This is a genomic window from Peribacillus sp. AS_2, from assembly GCF_026891895.1.
GTDB classification, from domain to species: Bacteria; Bacillota; Bacilli; order Bacillales; family DSM-1321; genus Peribacillus; species Peribacillus frigoritolerans.
In genome coordinates this window covers 444,400-464,752 of record NZ_JAPTGA010000002.1, presented here as the reverse complement: position 1 = coordinate 464,752, position 20,353 = coordinate 444,400, and the positions used below count along the sequence as shown (strand labels likewise).

General features: G+C 41.9%; 21 protein-coding genes. 20 read left to right on the top strand and 1 reads right to left on the bottom strand.

Going from position 1 to position 20,353, the window contains the following annotated elements; genetic code table 11:
• Nucleotides 1-84: 84 nt before the first annotated feature.
• Nucleotides 85-759: a zinc metallopeptidase gene (locus tag OTG27_RS05025; RefSeq protein ID WP_048681645.1), complete on the top strand. Its 675-nt coding sequence runs from the start codon at nt 85-87 to the stop codon at nt 757-759.
• Nucleotides 760-895: 136 nt separating this feature from the next.
• Here the strand turns inward: OTG27_RS05025 and OTG27_RS05020 are convergent, their stop codons facing one another.
• Complete coding sequence (locus OTG27_RS05020) at nt 896-1,768, bottom strand: YitT family protein (RefSeq protein WP_098937403.1); 873 nt, start codon at nt 1,766-1,768, stop codon at nt 896-898.
• 131 nt (nt 1,769-1,899) lie between these two features.
• On the opposite strand from OTG27_RS05020, the gene OTG27_RS05015 reads away from it, so the two are divergent.
• From OTG27_RS05015 to OTG27_RS04925, 19 genes are all read left to right on the top strand, one after another.
• On the top strand, nt 1,900-2,295 hold the full coding sequence (locus tag OTG27_RS05015) for a nucleotide pyrophosphohydrolase (protein ID WP_268936394.1): 396 nt from the start codon (nt 1,900-1,902) through the stop codon (nt 2,293-2,295).
• Entirely contained in the window at nt 2,288-3,088 is an 801-nt protein-coding gene (dapB, locus tag OTG27_RS05010) for a 4-hydroxy-tetrahydrodipicolinate reductase (RefSeq protein ID WP_098865338.1), read from the top strand. The genes OTG27_RS05015 and dapB overlap by 8 nt, the downstream gene beginning before the upstream one ends.
• Nucleotides 3,089-3,106: 18 nt before the next feature.
• Nucleotides 3,107-3,532 (top strand): methylglyoxal synthase, encoded by a 426-nt coding sequence (locus OTG27_RS05005; RefSeq protein WP_048681639.1) that lies wholly within the window; start codon nt 3,107-3,109, stop codon nt 3,530-3,532.
• The gene (gene bshB1, locus OTG27_RS05000) at nt 3,516-4,226 is read left to right on the top strand and encodes a bacillithiol biosynthesis deacetylase BshB1 (protein ID WP_268936393.1); all 711 of its coding nucleotides are present in this window, start codon (nt 3,516-3,518) and stop codon (nt 4,224-4,226) included. Before OTG27_RS05005 ends, bshB1 begins: the two co-directional genes overlap by 17 nt.
• 7 nt (nt 4,227-4,233) lie before the next feature.
• Nucleotides 4,234-5,373 (top strand): N-acetyl-alpha-D-glucosaminyl L-malate synthase BshA, encoded by a 1,140-nt coding sequence (bshA, locus tag OTG27_RS04995; protein ID WP_268936392.1) that lies wholly within the window; start codon nt 4,234-4,236, stop codon nt 5,371-5,373.
• Between the two features lie 13 nt (nt 5,374-5,386).
• The gene (locus tag OTG27_RS04990) at nt 5,387-6,571 is read left to right on the top strand and encodes a CCA tRNA nucleotidyltransferase (RefSeq protein ID WP_268936391.1); all 1,185 of its coding nucleotides are present in this window, start codon (nt 5,387-5,389) and stop codon (nt 6,569-6,571) included.
• Complete coding sequence (locus tag OTG27_RS04985) at nt 6,556-7,536, top strand: biotin--[acetyl-CoA-carboxylase] ligase (RefSeq protein ID WP_034307941.1); 981 nt, start codon at nt 6,556-6,558, stop codon at nt 7,534-7,536. Before OTG27_RS04990 ends, OTG27_RS04985 begins: the two co-directional genes overlap by 16 nt.
• 342 nt (nt 7,537-7,878) lie before the next feature.
• Nucleotides 7,879-8,715: a 3-methyl-2-oxobutanoate hydroxymethyltransferase gene (gene panB / locus OTG27_RS04980; protein ID WP_268936390.1), complete on the top strand. Its 837-nt coding sequence runs from the start codon at nt 7,879-7,881 to the stop codon at nt 8,713-8,715.
• Nucleotides 8,712-9,560, top strand: a complete 849-nt coding sequence (panC, locus tag OTG27_RS04975; RefSeq protein WP_268936389.1) for a pantoate--beta-alanine ligase — start codon at nt 8,712-8,714, stop codon at nt 9,558-9,560. Before panB ends, panC begins: the two co-directional genes overlap by 4 nt.
• 24 nt (nt 9,561-9,584) lie before the next feature.
• The gene (gene panD / locus OTG27_RS04970; RefSeq protein ID WP_057276303.1) at nt 9,585-9,968 is read left to right on the top strand and encodes an aspartate 1-decarboxylase; all 384 of its coding nucleotides are present in this window, start codon (nt 9,585-9,587) and stop codon (nt 9,966-9,968) included.
• 160 nt (nt 9,969-10,128) lie between these two features.
• Nucleotides 10,129-12,909 (top strand): ATP-dependent DNA helicase DinG, encoded by a 2,781-nt coding sequence (dinG, locus tag OTG27_RS04965; RefSeq protein WP_268936388.1) that lies wholly within the window; start codon nt 10,129-10,131, stop codon nt 12,907-12,909.
• 150 nt (nt 12,910-13,059) lie between these two features.
• Nucleotides 13,060-13,230 carry a YpmA family protein gene (locus OTG27_RS04960; protein WP_065310840.1) on the top strand — a complete coding sequence of 57 codons (171 nt, stop codon included), beginning with the start codon at nt 13,060-13,062 and terminating at the stop codon, nt 13,228-13,230.
• Between the two features lie 18 nt (nt 13,231-13,248).
• Entirely contained in the window at nt 13,249-13,725 is a 477-nt protein-coding gene (locus tag OTG27_RS04955; RefSeq protein WP_034307930.1) for a cell wall elongation regulator TseB-like domain-containing protein, read from the top strand.
• Nucleotides 13,726-13,744: 19 nt separating this feature from the next.
• The gene (locus OTG27_RS04950; RefSeq protein ID WP_063575758.1) at nt 13,745-14,929 is read left to right on the top strand and encodes a pyridoxal phosphate-dependent aminotransferase; all 1,185 of its coding nucleotides are present in this window, start codon (nt 13,745-13,747) and stop codon (nt 14,927-14,929) included.
• Nucleotides 14,930-15,157: 228 nt separating this feature from the next.
• Nucleotides 15,158-15,835, top strand: coding sequence for a GntR family transcriptional regulator (locus tag OTG27_RS04945; protein WP_268936387.1), 678 nt, complete (start codon nt 15,158-15,160; stop codon nt 15,833-15,835).
• 109 nt (nt 15,836-15,944) lie between these two features.
• Nucleotides 15,945-16,862 carry a 2,4-dihydroxyhept-2-ene-1,7-dioic acid aldolase gene (gene hpaI / locus OTG27_RS04940; RefSeq protein ID WP_268936386.1) on the top strand — a complete coding sequence of 306 codons (918 nt, stop codon included), beginning with the start codon at nt 15,945-15,947 and terminating at the stop codon, nt 16,860-16,862.
• A gap of 77 nt (nt 16,863-16,939) precedes the next feature.
• A complete protein-coding gene (gene hpaE, locus OTG27_RS04935; protein WP_268936385.1) occupies nt 16,940-18,454 on the top strand; it encodes a 5-carboxymethyl-2-hydroxymuconate semialdehyde dehydrogenase in 1,515 nt (504 codons plus the stop codon).
• Between the two features lie 32 nt (nt 18,455-18,486).
• The gene (gene hpaD, locus OTG27_RS04930; protein WP_134782127.1) at nt 18,487-19,470 is read left to right on the top strand and encodes a 3,4-dihydroxyphenylacetate 2,3-dioxygenase; all 984 of its coding nucleotides are present in this window, start codon (nt 18,487-18,489) and stop codon (nt 19,468-19,470) included.
• 543 nt (nt 19,471-20,013) lie between these two features.
• Entirely contained in the window at nt 20,014-20,352 is a 339-nt protein-coding gene (locus OTG27_RS04925) for a DUF485 domain-containing protein (RefSeq protein WP_063575763.1), read from the top strand.
• Nucleotide 20,353 lies beyond the last annotated feature (1 nt).

Genomic DNA, 20,353 nt, shown 5'->3' with positions numbered 1-20,353 from the left:
TAGACAGGGGAAGAGAACACTATATTTGACACGGTTGCCTTCAATCCATAGAATTAAGAGTAATAATAGTTATAGGAGGATACCATGTATTTCATTTATTTGGCGATTATCATTTTAATCCCGATTTATGCACAAATGAAAGTGAAAAGCACATATAAAAAATATTCAAAGGTATCGGCCTCTTCCGGTATGAGCGGTGCTGAGACGGCGCGGGCCATTTTAGATCAAAATGGACTGTTCAATGTCAGGGTCGAAGAGACACCTGGAATGCTTTCGGACCATTATGACCCAAGGGATAAAACGGTGCGTTTATCATCGGATAACTATCACGGCCATTCAGTTGCCGGTGTAGCGGTAGCAGCCCATGAAGTTGGACATGCGATTCAAGATAAAGAAGCCTATGCATTCTTGCGTTTCCGTCATGCATTAGTACCGGTAGCTAATTTTGGCTCTAACATATCTTGGATTTTGATTTTAATCGGGATGTTAGCTTCAATTCCTGGGTTGCTATTGGCGGGTATCGTATTTATGGCAGCCGCTGTATTGTTCCAAGTGATTACCCTGCCTGTTGAATTCAATGCCTCTTCCAGGGCGATGGATCAACTCGTTTCCGCCGGGGTCATCCGGAACGATGAAGAACGGGAAACGAAAAAAGTATTAAGTGCCGCTGCGATGACTTATGTTGCTGCCGCTCTTGTAGCCGTACTGGAATTAGTTCGTCTTCTGCTTATGTATACAGGAATGAGGGAAGAAGATTAATGAGAAAAGGACACCATCTTGGGATGGGGTCCTTTTTTCATTTTTAAGAGTATTTGCTGCACATTGCTAATAAAATTCAGTTGGACAGGGCAACATTCATAAGGGTTGCATTCAATCGGTATGTACAGTCAATGGATCACCTTTCAATGGGATTCTTGTTCTCATCAAGGGTAAAGCCCTCACCCAATACGTCATGAACTTCACTGACTGATACAAATGCATGAGGGTCCACAGAAGTTATGGCATTTTTTAAGCGGACTAACTCATTTTTCCCAACAACACAATAGAGGACTTCCCGGTCATTGCGTGTAAAGGACCCATAGCCCCTTAATACAGTTACGCCCCGCTCCATATCATTCATGATTTTTTCGGCAATTTCCTTGTTTTTATCACTAATGATCATTGCACCTCTAGCAGCATAGGCTCCTTCTTGCATAAAGTCGATTACTCGGGCACCTATGAAAACGGCAACGAGGGTATACATCGCTTGCCGGTAATCCAGGTAGGTAAGGATCGATAGGCCAATGACGACGGCATCAAAGATGAACATGGTCCGACCCATGCCAATCCCTAAGTAACGATGGGCAAAACGGGCAATGATATCCACTCCGCCTGTTGTACCGCCGTAACGAAAAATGATGCCCAGCCCGACACCGACCGAGACCCCGGCAAACAATGCCACAAGCATCAAATCATTACCGAGATTGATTTCAAATTCGTATCTTTCGAAAACCCATAGCCAAACGGAGAGGCCAACCGTTCCGATAATCGTATAAAAGAAAGATGTGCGACCTAAATATTTCCACCCGATTAAAAATAAGGGAATATTCAAAATCAAATTAGAATAAGAAGGATTTATCCCGATAAGTTGATATATAATCAAGGTGAGGCCGGTGAATCCGCCCTCGGCCAAGTTGTTCTGCATGTTAAAATGCACAAGGCCAAAAGCGAATATTCCAGCCCCAAAAAGGATAAATATGATGTTTTTCAATTTTAAGCCCAAAAGCATGTCCCATACCTCCAAAGGTTTGCATAGCATCAATTTACTTATTATAACTAATTAACCAACTATGGGCAATTTTGATTCCAAACGTATCTGTTGTCATCTGTTTCACTTTTAGCTAACATGGAGAAGGTATGATGTTTGAAAACGAAAATCAAGAATGGGTGACTCATATGGAAAAGCAAAAGACGATCCAACAAATGCAAGCGGAAGTCGACCGATACATAGGACAATTTAAAGAAGGATATTTCAGCCCTCTGGCCATGCTCGCCCGCATGTCTGAAGAACTTGGGGAATTGGCTAGGGAAGTCAATCATTACCATGGTGAAAAACCAAAGAAGGCGACAGAGGAAGAGAATACCATTGAAGCGGAATTGGGGGACATGCTTTTTGTGTTGATTTGTTTTGCCAATTCTTTAGGGATTGATCTTCAAAACTCGCATGATTTGGTCATGGAAAAATTCACAACCCGCGATAAAGATAGATGGACAAGAAAAGAAGAGGAATTGGAGGAGGAAGGTAAAGATGAGTAAAGTGAAAGTGATTGTAGCAGGTCCACGAGGCAGAATGGGAAATGAAGCGGTGAAGCTTGTACATAGGACAGAAGGGTTTGAATTGGCAGCTGTCATAGATCGCAAGCATAACGGGGAAAGCCTTTCCGCAATAGAAGGTTTTCACGGGATTGAAGCACCGGTTTTTTCTGATATAAATGAATGCTTTTCTTCTGTAGAGGCAGACGTATTGATCGATTTGACCACACCGGAAGTGGGCATGTTCCATACCGAAACGGCACTTAATCATGGCATCCGCCCTGTAGTGGGAACGACTGGTTTTACAAAAGAAGATTTAGCAAAGCTGGATTCATTGACAAAAGAAAAAGGCATTGGTTGCATCATCGCGCCAAACTTTGCAATTGGCGCCATTTTGATGATGAAGTTTTCCCAAATGGCCGCAAAGTATTTCCCGGATGTGGAAATCATAGAAATGCACCATGATCAAAAACTGGATGCACCTTCTGGAACTGCTTCAAAAACGGCAGACATGATTGCAGCGGTACGTGAAACAAAACAACAGGGGCACCCTAATGAAAAAGAAACCATCCAGGGGGCAAGAGGTGCAAATGTAGATGGCATGCATATCCACAGTGTCCGTTTACCGGGACTCGTTGCCCATCAACAGGTGCTTTTCGGAAGTGATGGAGAGCTATTGACGGTTAGGCATGATTCCTTTAATCGAGCTTCCTTCATGTCAGGAGTCAAACTTGCTGTCGATGCGGTCATGAAATTGGATGTTCTTGTATACGGCTTGGAAAATATTATTGAATAGGGATCAGGAGGATTTACGATGAAAATTGCCTTAATTGCCCATGATATGAAAAAGGAAGATATCATTCAATTTGTGACAGCCTATAAAGATGTATTTGAGCAGCATGAATTATTTGCAACAGGTACGACTGGGAAACGAATCATGGAAGAAGTATCACTGCCTGTCCATCGTTTTCATTCAGGACCTCTTGGCGGAGATCAGGAAATAGGTGCAATGATTGCTCGCGGAGAAATGGACATGGTCCTGTTTTTCCGCGATCCTTTGACATCACAGCCGCATGAACCTGATGTATCTGCGCTTATCCGCCTATCAGATGTATATGAAATTCCCTTGGCAACAAATATGGGCACTGCAGAAGTGCTCATACAAGGTTTGAAACATGGGTATATGGACTGGTTAAAACTACGGCAAAAACAAGGTGAGATAAATGATAAACAAAAGTAATATAGATATCCTGGCTTTCGGGGCACATGCTGATGATGTTGAAATCGGTATGGGTGGCACAATCGCTAAATATGTGCAACAAGGCAGGAAAATTGTCATTTGTGATTTGACAAAAGCTGAAATGTCGTCCAATGGAACCGTTCCACTGCGGCAAGAGGAAGCCGATAAGGCTGCTGAAATCCTTGGGGTGAAGAGGATTTCCCTTGATCTACCCGATAGGGGACTATACATGCAGGCGGAATACATAAACCAAATCATCACGGTCATTCGCCAATATAAACCTGCACTTGTATTTGCACCATTTTTGGAAGATCGCCATCCCGATCATGGTAACTGTGCCAAATTAGTCGAGGAAGCAGTTTTTTCGGCAGGAGTAAGAAAGTATATGGAAGAAGAAGGTCTGGGTTCCCATCGTATCCAAAATATGCACTATTATATGATCAATGGGTTTCACAAACCGGACTTCGTCGTGGATATCACGTCTACAATATCGAAAAAGCTGGATAGCCTTAGGGCATATGGGAGCCAATTCGAAAAAAGTCAGGTATCTGTAGAAACACCGTTAGTTAATGGCTATATCGAGACTGTAGAGGCACGGGAGCGGATGTTTGGCAAAGAAGTGGGTGTCGCCTTTGCGGAGGGATTCATGACAAAAAAACCGTTACTGATCGATGCCGACTTGTTAGGAGAATAATAATCTTATGAAATTAAAAATTGGAATTACCTGTTACCCGACAGTTGGGGGTTCTGGTGTCGTAGCAACTGAATTAGGTAAGATGCTTGCAGAAAAAGGACATGAAATACATTTCATTTCTTCAAGCATCCCTTTTCGCTTAAATAAGATGTACTGTAATATTTTTTATCACCAGGTTGAAGTGAACTCATATTCAGTCTTTCAATATCCGCCATATGACTTGGCGCTTGCGAGCAAGATGGCGGATGTCGTAAAACGGGAAAAATTAGATATCCTCCACGTTCACTATGCAATTCCACATGCTGTTTGTGCGATCCTTGCAAAGCAGATGTCAGGTAATGAAGTAAAGATCGTAACGACACTGCATGGTACGGATATCACCGTTTTGGGCCAGGATCCCTCATTGACCAATTTGATTAAATTCGGCATAGAGCAATCAGATGTCGTTACAGGAGTATCTAATTCCCTTGTTCAGCAAACGCACGAATTAATCGCGCCGGATAAGGAAATCAAAACCGTTTATAATTTCATTGATGAAAGAGAGTACCATAAATCCGATTCAGATTACCTTAAGGATGAATACGGAATCAGGGAAGATGAAAAAGTGATCATACATGTTTCGAATTTCCGTTCGGTCAAGCGAGTGAAAGATGTCATCCAGGCGTTTTATTTAACTCAAAAGAAACTGCCTGCAAAGCTACTGCTCGTAGGAGATGGGCCGGAAGTGACAACCGTATTGAAATTGGCTAAAGATCTTGGAATCGATGATGCGGTCTTGTTCCTTGGTAAGCAGGATAACCTTGCGGAATTATATTCAATCAGTGATTTGATATTCCTGTTATCGGAAAAAGAGAGTTTCGGACTTGTGCTGCTCGAGGCGATGGCATGCGGAGTTCCTTGTATCGGGACGAATATCGGGGGAATACCTGAAGTCATCGTTGATGGTGAGACTGGTTATATTTGTGAATTGGGAGATGTCAAAATGGTTGCTGAAAAAGCGGTTGGACTTTTAAGCGACCCGAGTTTACATAAACGCTTTTCTGAAGCTGCACTGGAAAGGGCCAATACTGATTTCCATAGTGATACGATTATGTCAGAGTATGAAGCCATCTACATTCAAGCACTTGAAGGTAAATCCATGGAATAGGGAGGAGACGCTGATGGATCGGTTATTCTTGAAATCAGTACCCATTCTGGAATTGATTGAAGAAGCAGGATATGAGGCTTATTTCGTTGGCGGCTCTGTAAGGGATTATATCCTTGGCAGGACAATAAACGATGTGGACATCGCTACTTCCGCAACACCCCAGGAAATCAAAAGGATTTTTCCTAATACGGCTGATATCGGAATCGACCACGGTACAGTGCTTGTCATTACGGATATGGGTACATACGAAATTACGACGTTTAGAACGGAAAGCGGGTATTCGGACTTTCGCAGGCCCGATGCCGTAAAGTTTGTCCGTTCTTTGACCGAAGATTTGCAAAGAAGAGACTTTACCATGAATGCAATAGCAATGGATAAGACCGGAAAGATCATCGATCCATTTAATGGTAAGCGCGATTTGGCACAAAAAAGGATTATCACAGTTGGTAACCCGCATGAAAGGTTTCATGAAGATGCATTGAGAATGATGCGTGCTTTAAGGTTCGTCAGTCAACTTGATTTTGAACTGGATCAAGAAACCTTTGATTCCCTTAAAGAGAACGCCCAGAACATCAGTGAAATCGCTGTCGAAAGAATCCTGGTTGAATTTGAGAAACTAGCGGCCGGCTCCAATAAGATAAAGGCTTTCTCACTCTTGCTGGAAAGCGGATTATATCAATACCTGCCTCTGTTCTCAAGTAAAAAAGATCATCTGATGGACTTACTGAACCTGCCGCTTCATCAACTGAATGCGGCAGAAACATGGTCTATCATCATGATTCACACAAAGGATCAAGAAATCGAAGAGGCTTTGAGGGCATGGAAGCTGCCATTGAAAACGATAAGAAACGTTCAACGTACGATAAAGCTGGTGAAGAGTAAGGAACCATCAGCCATCGATATATTTCAGGCAGGTCATGGCATAACGGTACAAGCTGCTAAAGTCAGAGCTGCACTGAATGCCGGGAATGTATCGGATGCTGAAGAGAATGCACACCAACGCTACAATGAACTTATTATAAAACAAATGTCGGATCTTGCCGTCACAGGGACGGATTTATTGATTTGGCATCAAGAGAAGCCAGGTCCATGGGTCAAGGAATACTTGGAAAAAATATTGAAAGCTGTCTTGAATGAAGAATTAAGAAATGATAAAGAAGAAATTAAGAGGTGGCTGGTGAAATGCAATCTGAGTTAAGAACAAAGCTGATGGAAGCCCTCTCAAAAGCGGATGGTGCGTTTATATCCGGTCAGGAAATTGCTGAATACATTGGCTGTTCGCGCACAGCGGTCTGGAAGCATATAGAAGATCTGCGCAGTGAAGGATATAATGTCGAAGCTGTTAGGAAAAAAGGCTACCGGATCATATCGGCGCCGGAAAAAGTGTCCGAGAGCGAAATACAACTTGGCTTGGAAACAAAAACGATCGGCAAGATGATCCATTATCAGGAAACTGTTGAATCCACTCAAAAAATTGCGCATCAACTAGCAAATGAAGGCGTTCAGGAGGGAACCCTCGTCGTTGCCGAGGAGCAGTTATCCGGCAAAGGAAGGCTAATGAGATCTTGGCATTCCCCAAAATTCAGCGGGATATGGATGAGTCTGATCCTAAGACCGAAAATTCCGATTCATGAGGCGCCACAACTTACATTATTGGCCGCGGTCGCTGTAGCTCAGGCTATAGAGGATACCACTGATTTGAAGCCGCAGATAAAGTGGCCGAATGATATTTTGGTGAATCGCAAGAAAGTGGTGGGCATCCTGACGGAGATGCAGGCGGAGTCAGATAGAATCCATTCCGTCATTATCGGAATTGGAATGAATATCAATCAGCAATTGGAGGATTTTCCTGAAGAACTGCAGGAAAAAGCGTCCTCTCTACTCATAGAAAGTGGAGGGACGATTTCAAGGTCCAAGGTCATTCAACGAGCATTATTTCGTCTTGAAAATCTGTACGAACTCTATTTAGATCAAGGGTTCATGCCTATAAAGGATTTATGGGAGAGTTATGCGATCAGTCTTGGACAGGTAATCAAAGCCAGTACCGTTAATGACATGATTGTCGGAAAAGCATTGGGCATAACGGATTCAGGCGTTTTACTTCTCGAAGACGGAAAAGGTACCGTACATTCCATATATTCTGCTGATATTGAAATTCAGTAGATTTTTGTCAAATTCGTGAAAATTAAATAGAAAATTTCAAATTTGCTTGATATAATGCAAGTGGGCAGTATCTCATGTGAACTGCACCCCCATAAATACCAAATTATTTGAAAATCTGCCTTGATCCAGAGAACTGGACTGGGACGGAGGGATGAAACTTCTGATGAAACAAAGGGATTGACTAAAAAGCTAAGTGCTGTTTATTGATCGAATTGTGGCTTTTCATGCCATTTTTCGTAGCGAAACAGATACTTTTTTAGTCAGTCCTTTTTTTGCGCATGAATGTATAGACACCAGTTTTCGCTGATGTTTTCATCTCCTCCATTAAAAGGAGGAAACGTAATGAAATTGTCCGGAGATTTTTTGAAGATGAAACAAAATCAAGAGAAGATTGTCATGCTCACAGCTTATGATTACCCGTCAGCAAAGTTAGCCGAACAATCAGGTGTAGACATGATTTTAGTCGGTGATTCTTTAGGAATGGTCGTATTGGGGTATGACTCAACGATTCCAGTTACGGTTAATGACATGATCCATCATACAAAGGCAGTAAAACGCGGGGCACCGAATACATTTGTCGTGACGGATATGCCCTTTATGAGCTATCACCTATCTATGGATGAAACACTGAAGAATGCAGCCCGGATCATGCAGGAAGGTCATGCGGACGCCGTTAAGCTCGAGGGAGCGGCTGATGTTGTTGAAAAAATATCAGCATTGACAAAGGCAGGGATCCCGGTTGTAGCCCATCTTGGCTTGACTCCTCAATCCGTCGGTGTTCTGGGCGGATATAAAGTGCAAGGAAAAGATGCAGAAAGTGCAGCACAACTCTTGGAAGATGCGAGAAAGTGTGAAGCGGCAGGGGCGATGCTAGTAGTTTTTGAATGTGTTCCATATCAAGTGGGGGAACTCGTCACACGGAACCTCGAAATTCCAACCATTGGAATTGGAGCAGGTGCAGAAACGGATGGTCAAGTCCTCGTTTACCATGATGTCATCAAGTATGGGGTAGACCGGCTAGCGAAATTCGTAAAAGTTTATGGAGATGCAAATGAACTGATTGGACAATCGATTAAAAGCTTTGTGAATGAAGTGAAATCTAAAGATTTTCCGTCGGAAGAACATACATTCACGATGAAGGAAGAGCAGCTTTCTGAACTTTACGGAGGAAAAAGATGAAAACTTTTACATCAGCAGCTGATTTGCAATTGGCACTTAGAGAGGAAAAAAACAATCACAAAAGCGTTGGCTATGTAGCGACAATGGGGTTTTTGCATGAGGGGCATGCAACCCTTTTGGAAAAGGCCCGCAAAGAGAATGATATTGTGGTATTGAGTATTTTTGTTAATCCGATGCAGTTTGGACCGAATGAGGATTTTGAAACATATCCGCGGGATTTGGAACGGGATGAAAATGTCGCAGCCAATGGCGGAGTGGATTATCTCTTCTATCCAACAGTCCATGAAATGTACGGTGAAGGACCATCTGTGAAAGTTGTTGTCCAAAGCAGGACGGATGTTTTATGCGGGAGACAAAGGCCTGGACACTTTGATGGTGTAGCGACAGTCTTAACGAAATTCTTCAATATCATCCTTCCCGATAGAGCTTACTTTGGTAAGAAGGATGCCCAGCAAGTCGCCGTGATAGATGGACTGATCAAAGACTTCAATTTCCCTATCCAGCTTGTTGCTGTAGATACCGTACGCGAGGAAGATGGGTTAGCGAAGAGTTCGCGGAATGTGAACCTATCAGATCAAGAACGCATGGAGGCTAAAGAGCTGTACCAAAGTTTATTGAAGGCCAAAGAGGCGGTTGAATCAGGTGAAAGAAATGCAGCTACCGTCACGGCTCTAATTAGTGAACATATTACTGCCCAAACAAGTGGCGTGATTGACTATATTGAAGTCTATCAATACCCGGAACTTAAACCGCTTGAATCACTGGCAGGAAACATCATCATTGCAATGGCTGTAAAGTTCAAGCATGCAAGACTAATTGATAATATCACCTTATATATAGAATAAATCATAAGATCAGGGGGAATTGAGATGTTTCGAACGATGATGAATGGAAAAATCCACCGTGCACGGGTAACTGAAGCTAATTTGAATTATGTAGGCAGCATTACGATTGATGAAGATATAATAGATGCGGTGGGGATTTTGCCTAATGAGAAAGTCGCCATCGTGAATAATAATAATGGTGCAAGGCTTGAAACGTATGTGATTGCGGGTGAACGGGGTAGCGGTGTCGTGTGTTTGAATGGAGCGGCAGCTAGACTGGTGCAGCCGGATGATATCGTGATAATCATTTCTTATGTGATGGTTTCTGAGGATAAACTGGGAGATCACAAACCAAAAGTTGCGATCATGGATGAATACAATAAAATCATTGATTTAATTTCAAACGAACCTGCCGCTACAATCATGTAAGCGGAGGGCCGGCACATGTGCATGAAACATGCATATAGGTGCCGGCCCTTTTCGTCTTTTGATGAACGGCTTGTTTCCTTTATTACGATTATTATGGTATAAAAAAGATAAGAGAATTCCATCAGGAAGTGGAGAAAGCGAAGTTTGAGGTGTACAATTCATGATGCAACGATATGTAGTGGTCGATTTGGAAACAACAGGGAATTCTCCGAAAAAAGGAGATAGGATTATTCAATTTGCTGGAGTGGTCATCGAAAATGACCAAATCGTGGATGAATACTCGACATTCATCCACCCTGGACAGGAAATTTCCTTGTTTATTGAAGAATTGACCGGAATAAGCAACGAGACGGTAAAAAATGCACCTGACTTTGAAGATGTTGCAGAAAATATTGCCCGGCTTATTGAAGGGGCTTGTTTTGTTGCCCATAATGTTTTATTTGATTTATCTTTTTTACAGGAAGAACTAGTGCGATGCGGGTTTGAGCCGTTTTATGGTTCCACCCTTGATACAGTGGAGTTAGCGAAAATATTAAAACCAACATCCGATGGATATAAGCTGCACCAGCTGGCTAAAGAAGAAAACCTAGATCATTCCAGGCCCCATCAAGCGGATAGTGATGCATATGCCACCGCTTTATTATTGTTGGAATTGAAAAAAAAGCTGATGAATCTTCCAGTCATGACACTTAAACAGCTGTATCGATTATCTTATTCCTTACAAAGTGAGGTTTCCGAATTAATAGATGCTTGCATTGCAAGCAAACTTGCTAAAGCAGAAGTCCATTCACCTGATCTAATCACTTATAGAGGCCTTGCCTTTAAAAAGGCTGAACATGAAGGTGATCATAAAGACACGGGGTCTAAATTCCCGCTCGACAATGAGGAAAAAGTAGCCATGCTCCAAAGTGCATTCCCTGCATTCGAAGCAAGAAGCGGACAACTTGATATGATGAACCTGATTCACAATTCTTTCGAAACCAGCCAGGATGCAATCATTGAAGCTGGAACCGGTATTGGTAAATCGATAGGTTATCTGCTTCCGGCCGTTTATTTTGCAAAAAAACATCAAAAACCTGTCGTCGTTTCGACGTATACGCTTCAGTTGCAGGACCAACTACTTCAAAACGAGGTTCCTAAGCTTAAGAAAATCCTTCCTTTTACCTTTCAAGCTGTTTTACTGAAGGGGAGAAGCAATTATTTGAGCTTGGCAAAGTTCGAAAGGGCTTTGCGTGAAAAGGAAGATAATTATGAAACGGCCTTAACGAAAATGCAGATATTGGTTTGGCTTACTGAGACCGTAACAGGTGATAAAGATGAATTGAACCTTACAAGCGGCGGTCAGCTATTTTGGAATAGGCTTCAAAGTGATGGTCTTACATACGCCGGTTTAAAACAGCCCTGGCTTGAATTGGATTTTTTTGAACGGGCAAAAAAAACAGCTGCAAAGGCGGATATCATCATTACTAACCATTCATTTTTAATGACGGATCTTCTTACGGAAGACGCCTTGATTCCCAAAAAAGGGTATTTGGTTCTCGATGAAGCACACCATTTGGAACAGGCTGCATCCAAACAGCTTGGGAGCAGGCTTAATTACATTTCTGTGAAAACGATTTTGAACAGACTAGGGACATCGGATCAAAAGCAATTATTATATAAATTGGACAGGATGCTTTTGAATAACGGACTGACGGACGGGAGATCTTCACATAAATTGGATCAAAAGCTTAGTGATTTTTCGTATGAATTCGAACAGCTTTTTTATTACCTTTCCAATCAGGCGGAAAAACTTTCACGTTCTGTAAGTCCAAAACGGCTTTCATTCAAAATAGATGACGGAAGATGGGGAAAAGCGATTCTTGTCGCTGAGCGGTTGGTGGATTTATTAGGATACATCATCACGGAGTTAGAGAAAAGATTGGCCCTTTTATTGAATAATGAGTCCCCATTAGGGAAAAATTCATTATTTCACTTAAATGATATCGAGGTGCTGCTTGGACATTTACAGGATACCAGGGACTCCTTGCATGAGTTTTTCATCAAGCCTCATGAAGAAAATATTTATTGGCTTGATTATACGAATGCAGCACCTCAGCATGGGGTGACTTTGACGGTTCAGCCGATTGCAGGCAGTAAACGGCTATGGGATTCCTATTTCGGGCGCCAAAAAAGTGTGATCATGACATCGGCAACCCTTGTGGTGAAGGATTCTTTTAAGTATTTTAAGGAACAACTCGGATTAGAGAATGAGCCTATGCAGACAGCAAGTTTTCCATCACCCTTTCCTTATAAGAAACTCGTAAAGGTACTGGTTCCAAATGATCTACCAGATATCAATTGTTTATCGGTGGAGGAATTCTCCGAAACCGCGGCAAACCATATTATTGCTGCCGCTCAGGCAGCGAAAGGGAGAATGATGGTATTATTCACCTCGCATGAAATGCTGCGCGCAACCTATCATTCGGTCAAAGATTGTGGTGTTCTGGATGAGTTCACCCTGTTTGCACAAGGGATTTCTGGCGGAAGCCGGATGAGGCTGCTCAGGAATTTCCAAAACTTCGAGAAAGCGGTCCTGTTTGGGACAACAAGCCTATGGGAGGGCGTCGATATCCCTGGCGAGGATTTATCTTGTTTAATCATTGTCAGGCTGCCTTTTTCGCCACCGGATGAACCAGTGACAGCGGCAAAATGCCAACTTCTCGAGAAGCAGGGGCGCAATCCATTCTCTGAGTATTCATTACCCGAAGCCCTATTAAGGTTCCGACAAGGTTTCGGCAGGCTTATACGCACTCCAGAAGATAAAGGGATTTTGGTTATACTTGATCGCCGCATCATCACGGCTAAATATGGAACTGAATTTCAAAAGGCGATTCCGAAAGTGGACTGGCACCAAGGCACTATTTCAGAAATGGCTGAAATGATAGAAGAGTGGATTTAAAGGATCTTGATAATTCATTAATCCAGGAATTTTTATAATTTTTAAAGAAAAATAACCACTGAACTGGTATAATGTGATAGGTGGTAAAGCCTTCAAATCCTATTCATACCAGTGGTTGTTGACAATTTATTAAAATGGAGGGGCATTTTCATGGAAAGTAAAATCGAAGTAATTTCAACAGTCAGGTTGCAACATTCTCCTGATCTGTATAAAATTGTGGATTCCTTGAACCGAACATTGAAAAAAGATGATTTGATGTTCGGTCTGGCATTGGATTCCCAAGATCAAGAAAAAGCGATATTTACAATTTATCGTACATAGAAAGAAGGAAAAGCAGCTTTGAAAAAATGGTTGATTATTGCTTCTATCCTAGTCCTTTGTTTTATCGGATTTGTCAGCGGGGCATATATTAAAGCGTTGCAGCCTAAAAAAGAGGCTGGTAATGAGGCTTTTAAAAAGGCAAAGGAAGAGGGCGGCCTTGTTACCATGGAAGAATTCTACCTCTATAATGGGCAGGATTCATACTCTGTCATCATTGGTAAGGGGGAAAAAGGGACTAAAAAAATAGTCTGGCTTCCTGAGGACAAGAAGAAAGAAATAGTAGTGGAAAACTATAAAGATGGTAAATCAAAAAAAGAAATCATGAACATTGTCAAAGAAAAGCTTAATCCCCAAAAAATCATTTCGGTTAAGCTAGGCATGGAAAAGAACGTCCCGCTTTGGGAAGTAACGTATCTTGATGAATCCGAGCGCTTTAATTATGACTATTATGATTTTAAAACTGGGGAATGGCTTAAGTATTATCGAAGCATTTAGAATGGAGGATTAATTTAAAATGAAATTAGCGAACCGTGTTCAGTCATTAACGCCATCAACAACATTGGCCATAACGGCAAAAGCAAAGGAACTTAAGGCCCAAGGTTTAGATATAATTGGTTTGGGTGCAGGTGAACCAGACTATAATACGCCCAAACATATCATCGATGCAGCACTTCTTTCCATGAATGAAGGTCAAACTAAATACACGCCATCCGCTGGTCTGCCGAAGTTAAAAGAAGCAATTGCGGCTAAATTGAAGCGTGATCAGGGCTTGGATTACAAACCGTCTGAAATCGCAGTTGGCTCAGGTGCAAAGCACTCGCTGTACACATTGTTTCAAGCTATCCTGGATGAAGAAGATGAAGTCATTGTTCCGATACCATATTGGGTGAGCTATCCAGAGCAAATCAAGCTTGCTGACGGTAAGCCGGTTTATATAGTCGGTACGGAAGAAAATCAATATAAAATCACGAAAGAACAATTAGAACAAGCAATTACCGATAAAACGAAAGCGGTTATCATCAACTCTCCAAGCAATCCAACGGGCATGCTTTATTCCAGGGAAGAATTGGCGGCTATCGGGGAAGTTTGCCTGGCTCATGATATCTTGATCGTTTCCGACGAAATTTACGAAAAATTGGTTTATGGAAATGCTAAACATACATCCATTGCAGAGATTTCACCTGAATTGAAAAAGCAAACGATCATCATCAATGGTGTTTCTAAATCGCACTCGATGACTGGCTGGAGAATAGGTTATGCAGCCGGTGATGAGTCCATCATTAAAGCAATGGCGAACCTTGCTAGCCATAGCACATCCAACCCAACGACAACCGCTCAATATGGTGCGATTGCGGCTTATGAAGGTACACAGGAGCCTGTTGAGGAAATGCGTCAAGCATTTGAAAGCCGTTTGAATAAAATCTATGATAAATTGGTTGAAATTCCAGGCGTAAGCTGCATTAAACCACAAGGGGCATTTTATTTATTCCCGAACGTTAAACGTGCAGTTGAATTAACAGGGTATAGCAATGTCGAAGATTTTACGACTGCGTTGCTTGAAGAAGCTCAAGTGGCTGTTATTCCAGGTTCAGGGTTCGGTGCACCTGATAACATCAGACTCTCTTATGCAACTTCACTGGAGCTGCTGGAAGCGGCCGTTGAAAGAATACATTCATTCGTTAATTCAAAAATGGCCTAATTTATTAAAAACCTGCAGACTGAGTCTGCAGGTTTTTTAGTTGGATTAATATTTCGATACGTGAAGAAGGCGGGACATTGCGTGGGCTGCCGGATTTTCTAGATACATTCAGTCTATTATTCATAGGCACAGGCCATTCATATATGCAAAACAAGCATGTGGAAAATCATATATGATTTTTAACGAAAATCGATTGCAATCATATATGATTTCATATATGATGAAAATATGGAAGAGAAAAGCAAAAACCCCAGCAAAAAACAACTAGCTTATGAGCACCTTCGTAAATTAATTTTGGATGGAACATATGGTTCTGGACAGCGGATCATTATCGATCAAACGGCAAAAGAACTTAGTTTAAGTCCGATTCCTGTCAGGGAAGCGATCAGGCAACTGGAATCTGACGGCCTTATTCAATATAAGCCTTATAGTGGAGCGGTGGTTACAAGCATAAATGAGAGCGAATACATTGAAACTCTTTCTGTTTTATCTCTGCTTGAAGGATATGCAGCTGCACTCAGTTCTTTAACCATGAATGATCATGATTTTGAAAATCTAATTAATTTAAACAATGAAATGGAAAAAGCCCTCCATAACTTTGAATTAGAGCTGTTTGGTAAATTAAACGAATGTTTCCATGCGGAAATTTATGAAAAGTGCGGAAATTCCTTTTTAATAGAGGAAATTAAACAGGCACAACAAAGAATGAATAGAGTCAGAAAGTCCATGTTCACCATGGTGCCGCAACGCGCAGTCCAATCGATTCGCGAACATGAAAGCATCATACAGCTCCTAAAGGAAAAAGCATCTTTTGAAGAAATTGAATCATTGGTGAGAAAGCATAAACTGAATGCGATAAGCACTTTCAAGCAGAGGGCGGAAACTAATCAAGATCAGGCACTTTGATGACCCAGGCTTTGTTTTATTATAGTCGATTGATTATTGATAAAAGCAAAGCCGATTTTTTCACTTAAATTATTCGGAATATTCAATTAATGAAAAGGTGGTAGAAAAAATGTACGAGGAAATCAAAAGTCGTTTAAGAGGATCCATCGCACCCGTTATCACTCCCTTTGATGACAAGATGGAAGTTGATGTAAAGGCCATTGAAAATCTAGTAAACTGGCATATTGAAAGCGGTTCCCATGGAATTTCGGTATGCGGGACTACAGGCGAGCCGAGTTCACTTACTATTGAGGAACGGGAATTAGTGATGGAAACGGCAATTAAAGCAGCAAAAGCCCGTGTTCCAGTTGCACCAGGTACCGGATCTGTCAATCAGAAAGAAACGTTGCATTTGACAAAAAGGGCACAGGAAATGGGCGCGGATGCTGCTTTAGTCATCGTACCTTATTACAATAAACCGAATCAACAGGCACTTTATAATCATTTTAAAACCGTAGCCAATGCTGTTGATATCCCGCTGATCGTTTATAACATTCCCGGAAGAACGGCGACGAATTTAGAAGTGAAGACATTGGCACGTCTTGCTGAAGATTGTGAAAATATTATTGGTGTAAAAGAATCTAATAAAGATTTCGAACATGTGAACCGTGTCTTATTGAATTGCGGAAGGGATTTTCTCTTATATTCTGGCATTGAATTATTATGCTATCCAATGTTGGCTATTGGAGGGGCAGGACATATAAGTGCTACTGCAAATATCACTCCTAAAGAAGTGGCGGACATTTATAACCTTTGGGTGGAGGGTGATGTAGATAAGGCGCTTGACCTCCATTACAAATTAATGCCATTGAATGATGTTTTGTTTAAAGAAACCAATCCAGGACCATTAAAAGCTGCGATGGGGATGATGGGGAAAATCAATCCGGCATTAAGGCCGCCTATGGGACCGCCTTCGGAAACATTGGAAAAAGAACTGCGTGAAACCCTTCAATCATACGGGTTGATTGACCAAAAAATCCAGTCATAAAGCTAGATTGGGAAGATTGCACAAATCCAAACGATTTTTGTCATCTTCCCGAATTAATTTTTAAAGGAGGATTTATCATGCAAACTTTTCCCGTGCAGGATGTGAAGCATTACGTCAATGGTCAATTTGTGGATGGTATCTCAGGAAAAACATTTGAAAATCTAAGCCCTTTTAATAATCAAGCAATCAATAATGTGGCAGAAGGCTTTAAAGAGGATATTGATCAAGCAGTCGCCGCCGCAAGAGCTGCATTCGATAATGGCCCATGGAGAACGATGAAAGTGGAAGAAAGATTGAAGTACATCAATAGGATTGCTGATCTAATTGAAGAAAATGCCGAAGAAATCTCCTTTTTGGAATCACTGGATACAGGGTTGCCGATTAGCCAGACAAAAAAACAAGCGGCAAGGGGAGCGGAGAATTTTCGTTTTTATTCTGAAATGGTGAAAAGCAGGCTGATAGGAGAGTCATATCAAGTGGATGACACTTTCATCAATTATACGATTCATAAACCGATAGGAGTGGCAGGATTAATCACTCCTTGGAATGCACCTTTCATGTTAGAAACCTGGAAGATCGCCCCGGCCCTGGCTACAGGTAATACATGTGTCCTTAAACCAGCGGAGTGGTCTCCATTGACTGCCAATAAATTAGCTCAAATCATTGATCAATCCGGTCTGCCAAAAGGCGTATTCAATATTGTTCACGGTTTTGGGGAGACAGCGGGGGCGTCCTTGGTTGCCCATCCTGAAGTCCAATTGATATCCTTTACCGGAGAAACGACAACCGGCGCTGAAATCATTAAAAATGGTGCAGATACAATGAAACGTTTTTCCATGGAACTCGGCGGTAAATCACCAGCAGTCATTTTTGAAGATGCCGATTTAGAAAAGGCCCTGGATTCAGTGGTATGGGGAATCTATTCGTTCAATGGGGAGCGCTGCACAGCCAATTCCAGATTATTTGTCCATGAATCGATAATAGACCAGTTCGTGGCAGAATTGAAGGAACGTGTTCATAATATCAAGATTGGAAATCCAATGGATCCAGACACGGAAATCGGACCGCTGATCCATCGTAACCATTTTAATAATGTCTCCCAATATCTGGATATAGCAAAGGATGAAGGGGCGGAAATTGTAAGCGGTGCCATACCAAGTGCTTTCAAGGAAGGGAATTATATTGCCCCGACGCTTCTTTTGAACTGTACAAATGATATGACGGTGGCACAAGAAGAGATTTTTGGCCCTGTCATGGCAGTCATTCCTTTCAAGACTGAAGAGGAAGTACTGAGAATGGCTAATGATGTAAAGTATGGGCTAGCTGCTTATGTATGGACCAATGATATGAAACGTGGACATAGGTTTGCTCAAGCTGTCGATAGTGGGATGGTCTGGGTGAATTCCCAAAACGTTAGGGATTTGCGGATTCCTTTTGGAGGGTCGAAATATAGTGGGGTAGGACGTGAAGGCGGCCATTATAGCTTTGAATTCTATACGGAAACACAAGTTATCCACGTGGCAATTGGAGAACATCACATTCCGAAATTTGGCGACGTAAAACAAAATGCCGTTTCTTCTGCTGAAAAATAATCCGGGTTTCATTAAAGAAGGGGAGAAATACTATGAATTTTTCTATTATTCGTGTTGCGAGAACGATACTTAATGTAACAGATTTAGATAAATCAAGAGCCTTTTATGTGGATGCTTTAGGTTTTATTGAAACGGAAAGAACGAATGACCACATATATTTACGTGGTTTAGAGGAAGCGCATCATCATTCGCTTATCTTGCAAAAGGCAGAAAAGCCAAGCGTTGAGGCAATAGGATACAAGGTTGAAAAAGAGGAAGACCTTGAAGGGTTGGAATCTTTCTTCCTGTCCAAGGGAATGAAAATGAAGTGGATGCAGGAAGGAACACAGCATGCACTAGGCAAGTCACTGCGAGTTCAGGATATTTCAGGATTGCCAGTGGAGTTTTTTTACAAAATGGATAAAGCCGAGAGATTGCTGCAACGATATGATATGCATAGGGGTTCGAGGGTCCAAAGAATCGATCATGTGAATTGTTGTGTGCCAAATGTGCAAAAAGCCTCTGACTTTTATATGAAAGAATTAGGTTTTGCCTGCTCGGAAGATACTGTGGATGAGTCGGGCAAATTATGGGCAACGTGGCTACATAGAAAGCAAACGGTCCATGACCAGGCATTCATGAACGGTATCGGTCCAAGACTTCATCATGTAGGCTTCTTTCTGCCGGACCCGCTTGCACTTATCCATGCCTGTGATGTACTGGCATCTCTTGGATATGCACAGTCAATCGAACGCGGCCCGGGAAGGCATGGCCTATCCAATGCATTCTTCCTATATTTAAGAGATCCGGATGGTCACAGGATTGAATTATACAATGGGGATTACTTAACATCTGACCCGGATACCGAACCGATTCATTGGGATTTGAATGATCCAAGACGCCAGACATTCTGGGGAGCCCAAGCTCCGGATTCATGGTTTGATGAGGCATCTTCTGTGCTTGATATAATATCAGGAGAAGAAGTTCCTCTTAAAGAACCGATCCTGGCAAAAAGTAAGCCTGAATTCATCATATAAAAAGAAGCGGGATTTAGGATGGAACATGGGATATTCAGGCAAAACATACGTGGACTCTCATAGTCTTTTCAATAGGGCGCCTGTGCAATTGGTGAAAAGTTGATGGAAGACTGCTTGATAAGGAATAGCCCATCAAATAATGGACGGATCCTTTCAAGGGAGTTGGCAATTACATTTCCATGATTCTCTTCCCTTGAAAGGAAAGGAGATTCATATCAAATGGAAAAGTAATGTATCAAGAAGTCGAAACAGATGAAGGATAGGCGAGCCAAGACTATTGTGAAAGTGCAAACCTTTTAAAAGATATGGTCTGGGACAGGGCAGCAGTGGGAGCTTACTGCTGCCCTATTTGTAAGTTTCATCGGTTTCACAAAAGGAGTATGGAAAGCTTAGGGAATGGGCTTTAGACCCTCTTTGTGCAGATGTGGTTGTAGGTATTCTGGGATGGAGGGGGATCTGTACCATTGAAGAATGCGGCTGACATTGGAGGAACACTACCAGGACCGTCCTTGTAAAAATAAATATCAGAAGAGGTGTGTAGAGATGGTTCGGCTGGAAAAAAACCTTGATGAATCGGAACAAACCAATCTAGTGGATTATGAAAAGATTGTTGCCTCGAAAGAGTTTCAGAATATGCTTTCCGACAAAAAGAAGTTCGTCATCCCTTTTACGATTTTCTTTATGGGATATTCCTTGCTTTTGCCCTTCTTAGTTTTTTACACAGATATCCTGGATCACCCTTTCATCGGGGACATAACCTGGGCGTGGGCGTACGGTGTCTCCATTACGGTTATGTCTGTATGGGTTTGCAGCATATATGTAAGGAAATCTGAAAGAATCGATGAACAAATAAAAGAAATCATCGAGAAAGAAGGGCTTTGAA

Excerpts from the sequence above, each read along its gene's own strand:
- OTG27_RS04950 (WP_063575758.1), top strand. The coding sequence starts at position 13,745 with ATGAAATTAGCGAACCGTGTTCAGTCATTAACGCCATCAACAACATTG.
- OTG27_RS04990 (WP_268936391.1), top strand. The coding sequence starts at position 5,387 with ATGGATCGGTTATTCTTGAAATCAGTACCCATTCTGGAATTGATTGAA.
- OTG27_RS04985 (WP_034307941.1), top strand. The coding sequence starts at position 6,556 with ATGCAATCTGAGTTAAGAACAAAGCTGATGGAAGCCCTCTCAAAAGCG.
- dinG (WP_268936388.1), top strand. The coding sequence starts at position 10,129 with ATGATGCAACGATATGTAGTGGTCGATTTGGAAACAACAGGGAATTCT.
- bshB1 (WP_268936393.1), top strand. The coding sequence starts at position 3,516 with ATGATAAACAAAAGTAATATAGATATCCTGGCTTTCGGGGCACATGCT.
- panB (WP_268936390.1), top strand. The coding sequence starts at position 7,879 with ATGAAATTGTCCGGAGATTTTTTGAAGATGAAACAAAATCAAGAGAAG.
- panD (WP_057276303.1), top strand. The coding sequence starts at position 9,585 with ATGTTTCGAACGATGATGAATGGAAAAATCCACCGTGCACGGGTAACT.
- dapB (WP_098865338.1), top strand. The coding sequence starts at position 2,288 with ATGAGTAAAGTGAAAGTGATTGTAGCAGGTCCACGAGGCAGAATGGGA.
- OTG27_RS05025 (WP_048681645.1), top strand. The coding sequence starts at position 85 with ATGTATTTCATTTATTTGGCGATTATCATTTTAATCCCGATTTATGCA.
- OTG27_RS05005 (WP_048681639.1), top strand. The coding sequence starts at position 3,107 with ATGAAAATTGCCTTAATTGCCCATGATATGAAAAAGGAAGATATCATT.
- OTG27_RS04960 (WP_065310840.1), top strand. The coding sequence starts at position 13,060 with ATGGAAAGTAAAATCGAAGTAATTTCAACAGTCAGGTTGCAACATTCT.
- panC (WP_268936389.1), top strand. The coding sequence starts at position 8,712 with ATGAAAACTTTTACATCAGCAGCTGATTTGCAATTGGCACTTAGAGAG.
- hpaI (WP_268936386.1), top strand. The coding sequence starts at position 15,945 with ATGTACGAGGAAATCAAAAGTCGTTTAAGAGGATCCATCGCACCCGTT.
- bshA (WP_268936392.1), top strand. The coding sequence starts at position 4,234 with ATGAAATTAAAAATTGGAATTACCTGTTACCCGACAGTTGGGGGTTCT.
- OTG27_RS05020 (WP_098937403.1), bottom strand. The coding sequence starts at position 1,768 with ATGCTTTTGGGCTTAAAATTGAAAAACATCATATTTATCCTTTTTGGG.
- hpaE (WP_268936385.1), top strand. The coding sequence starts at position 16,940 with ATGCAAACTTTTCCCGTGCAGGATGTGAAGCATTACGTCAATGGTCAA.
- OTG27_RS04925 (WP_063575763.1), top strand. The coding sequence starts at position 20,014 with ATGGTTCGGCTGGAAAAAAACCTTGATGAATCGGAACAAACCAATCTA.
- OTG27_RS05015 (WP_268936394.1), top strand. The coding sequence starts at position 1,900 with ATGTTTGAAAACGAAAATCAAGAATGGGTGACTCATATGGAAAAGCAA.
- hpaD (WP_134782127.1), top strand. The coding sequence starts at position 18,487 with ATGAATTTTTCTATTATTCGTGTTGCGAGAACGATACTTAATGTAACA.
- OTG27_RS04945 (WP_268936387.1), top strand. The coding sequence starts at position 15,158 with ATGGAAGAGAAAAGCAAAAACCCCAGCAAAAAACAACTAGCTTATGAG.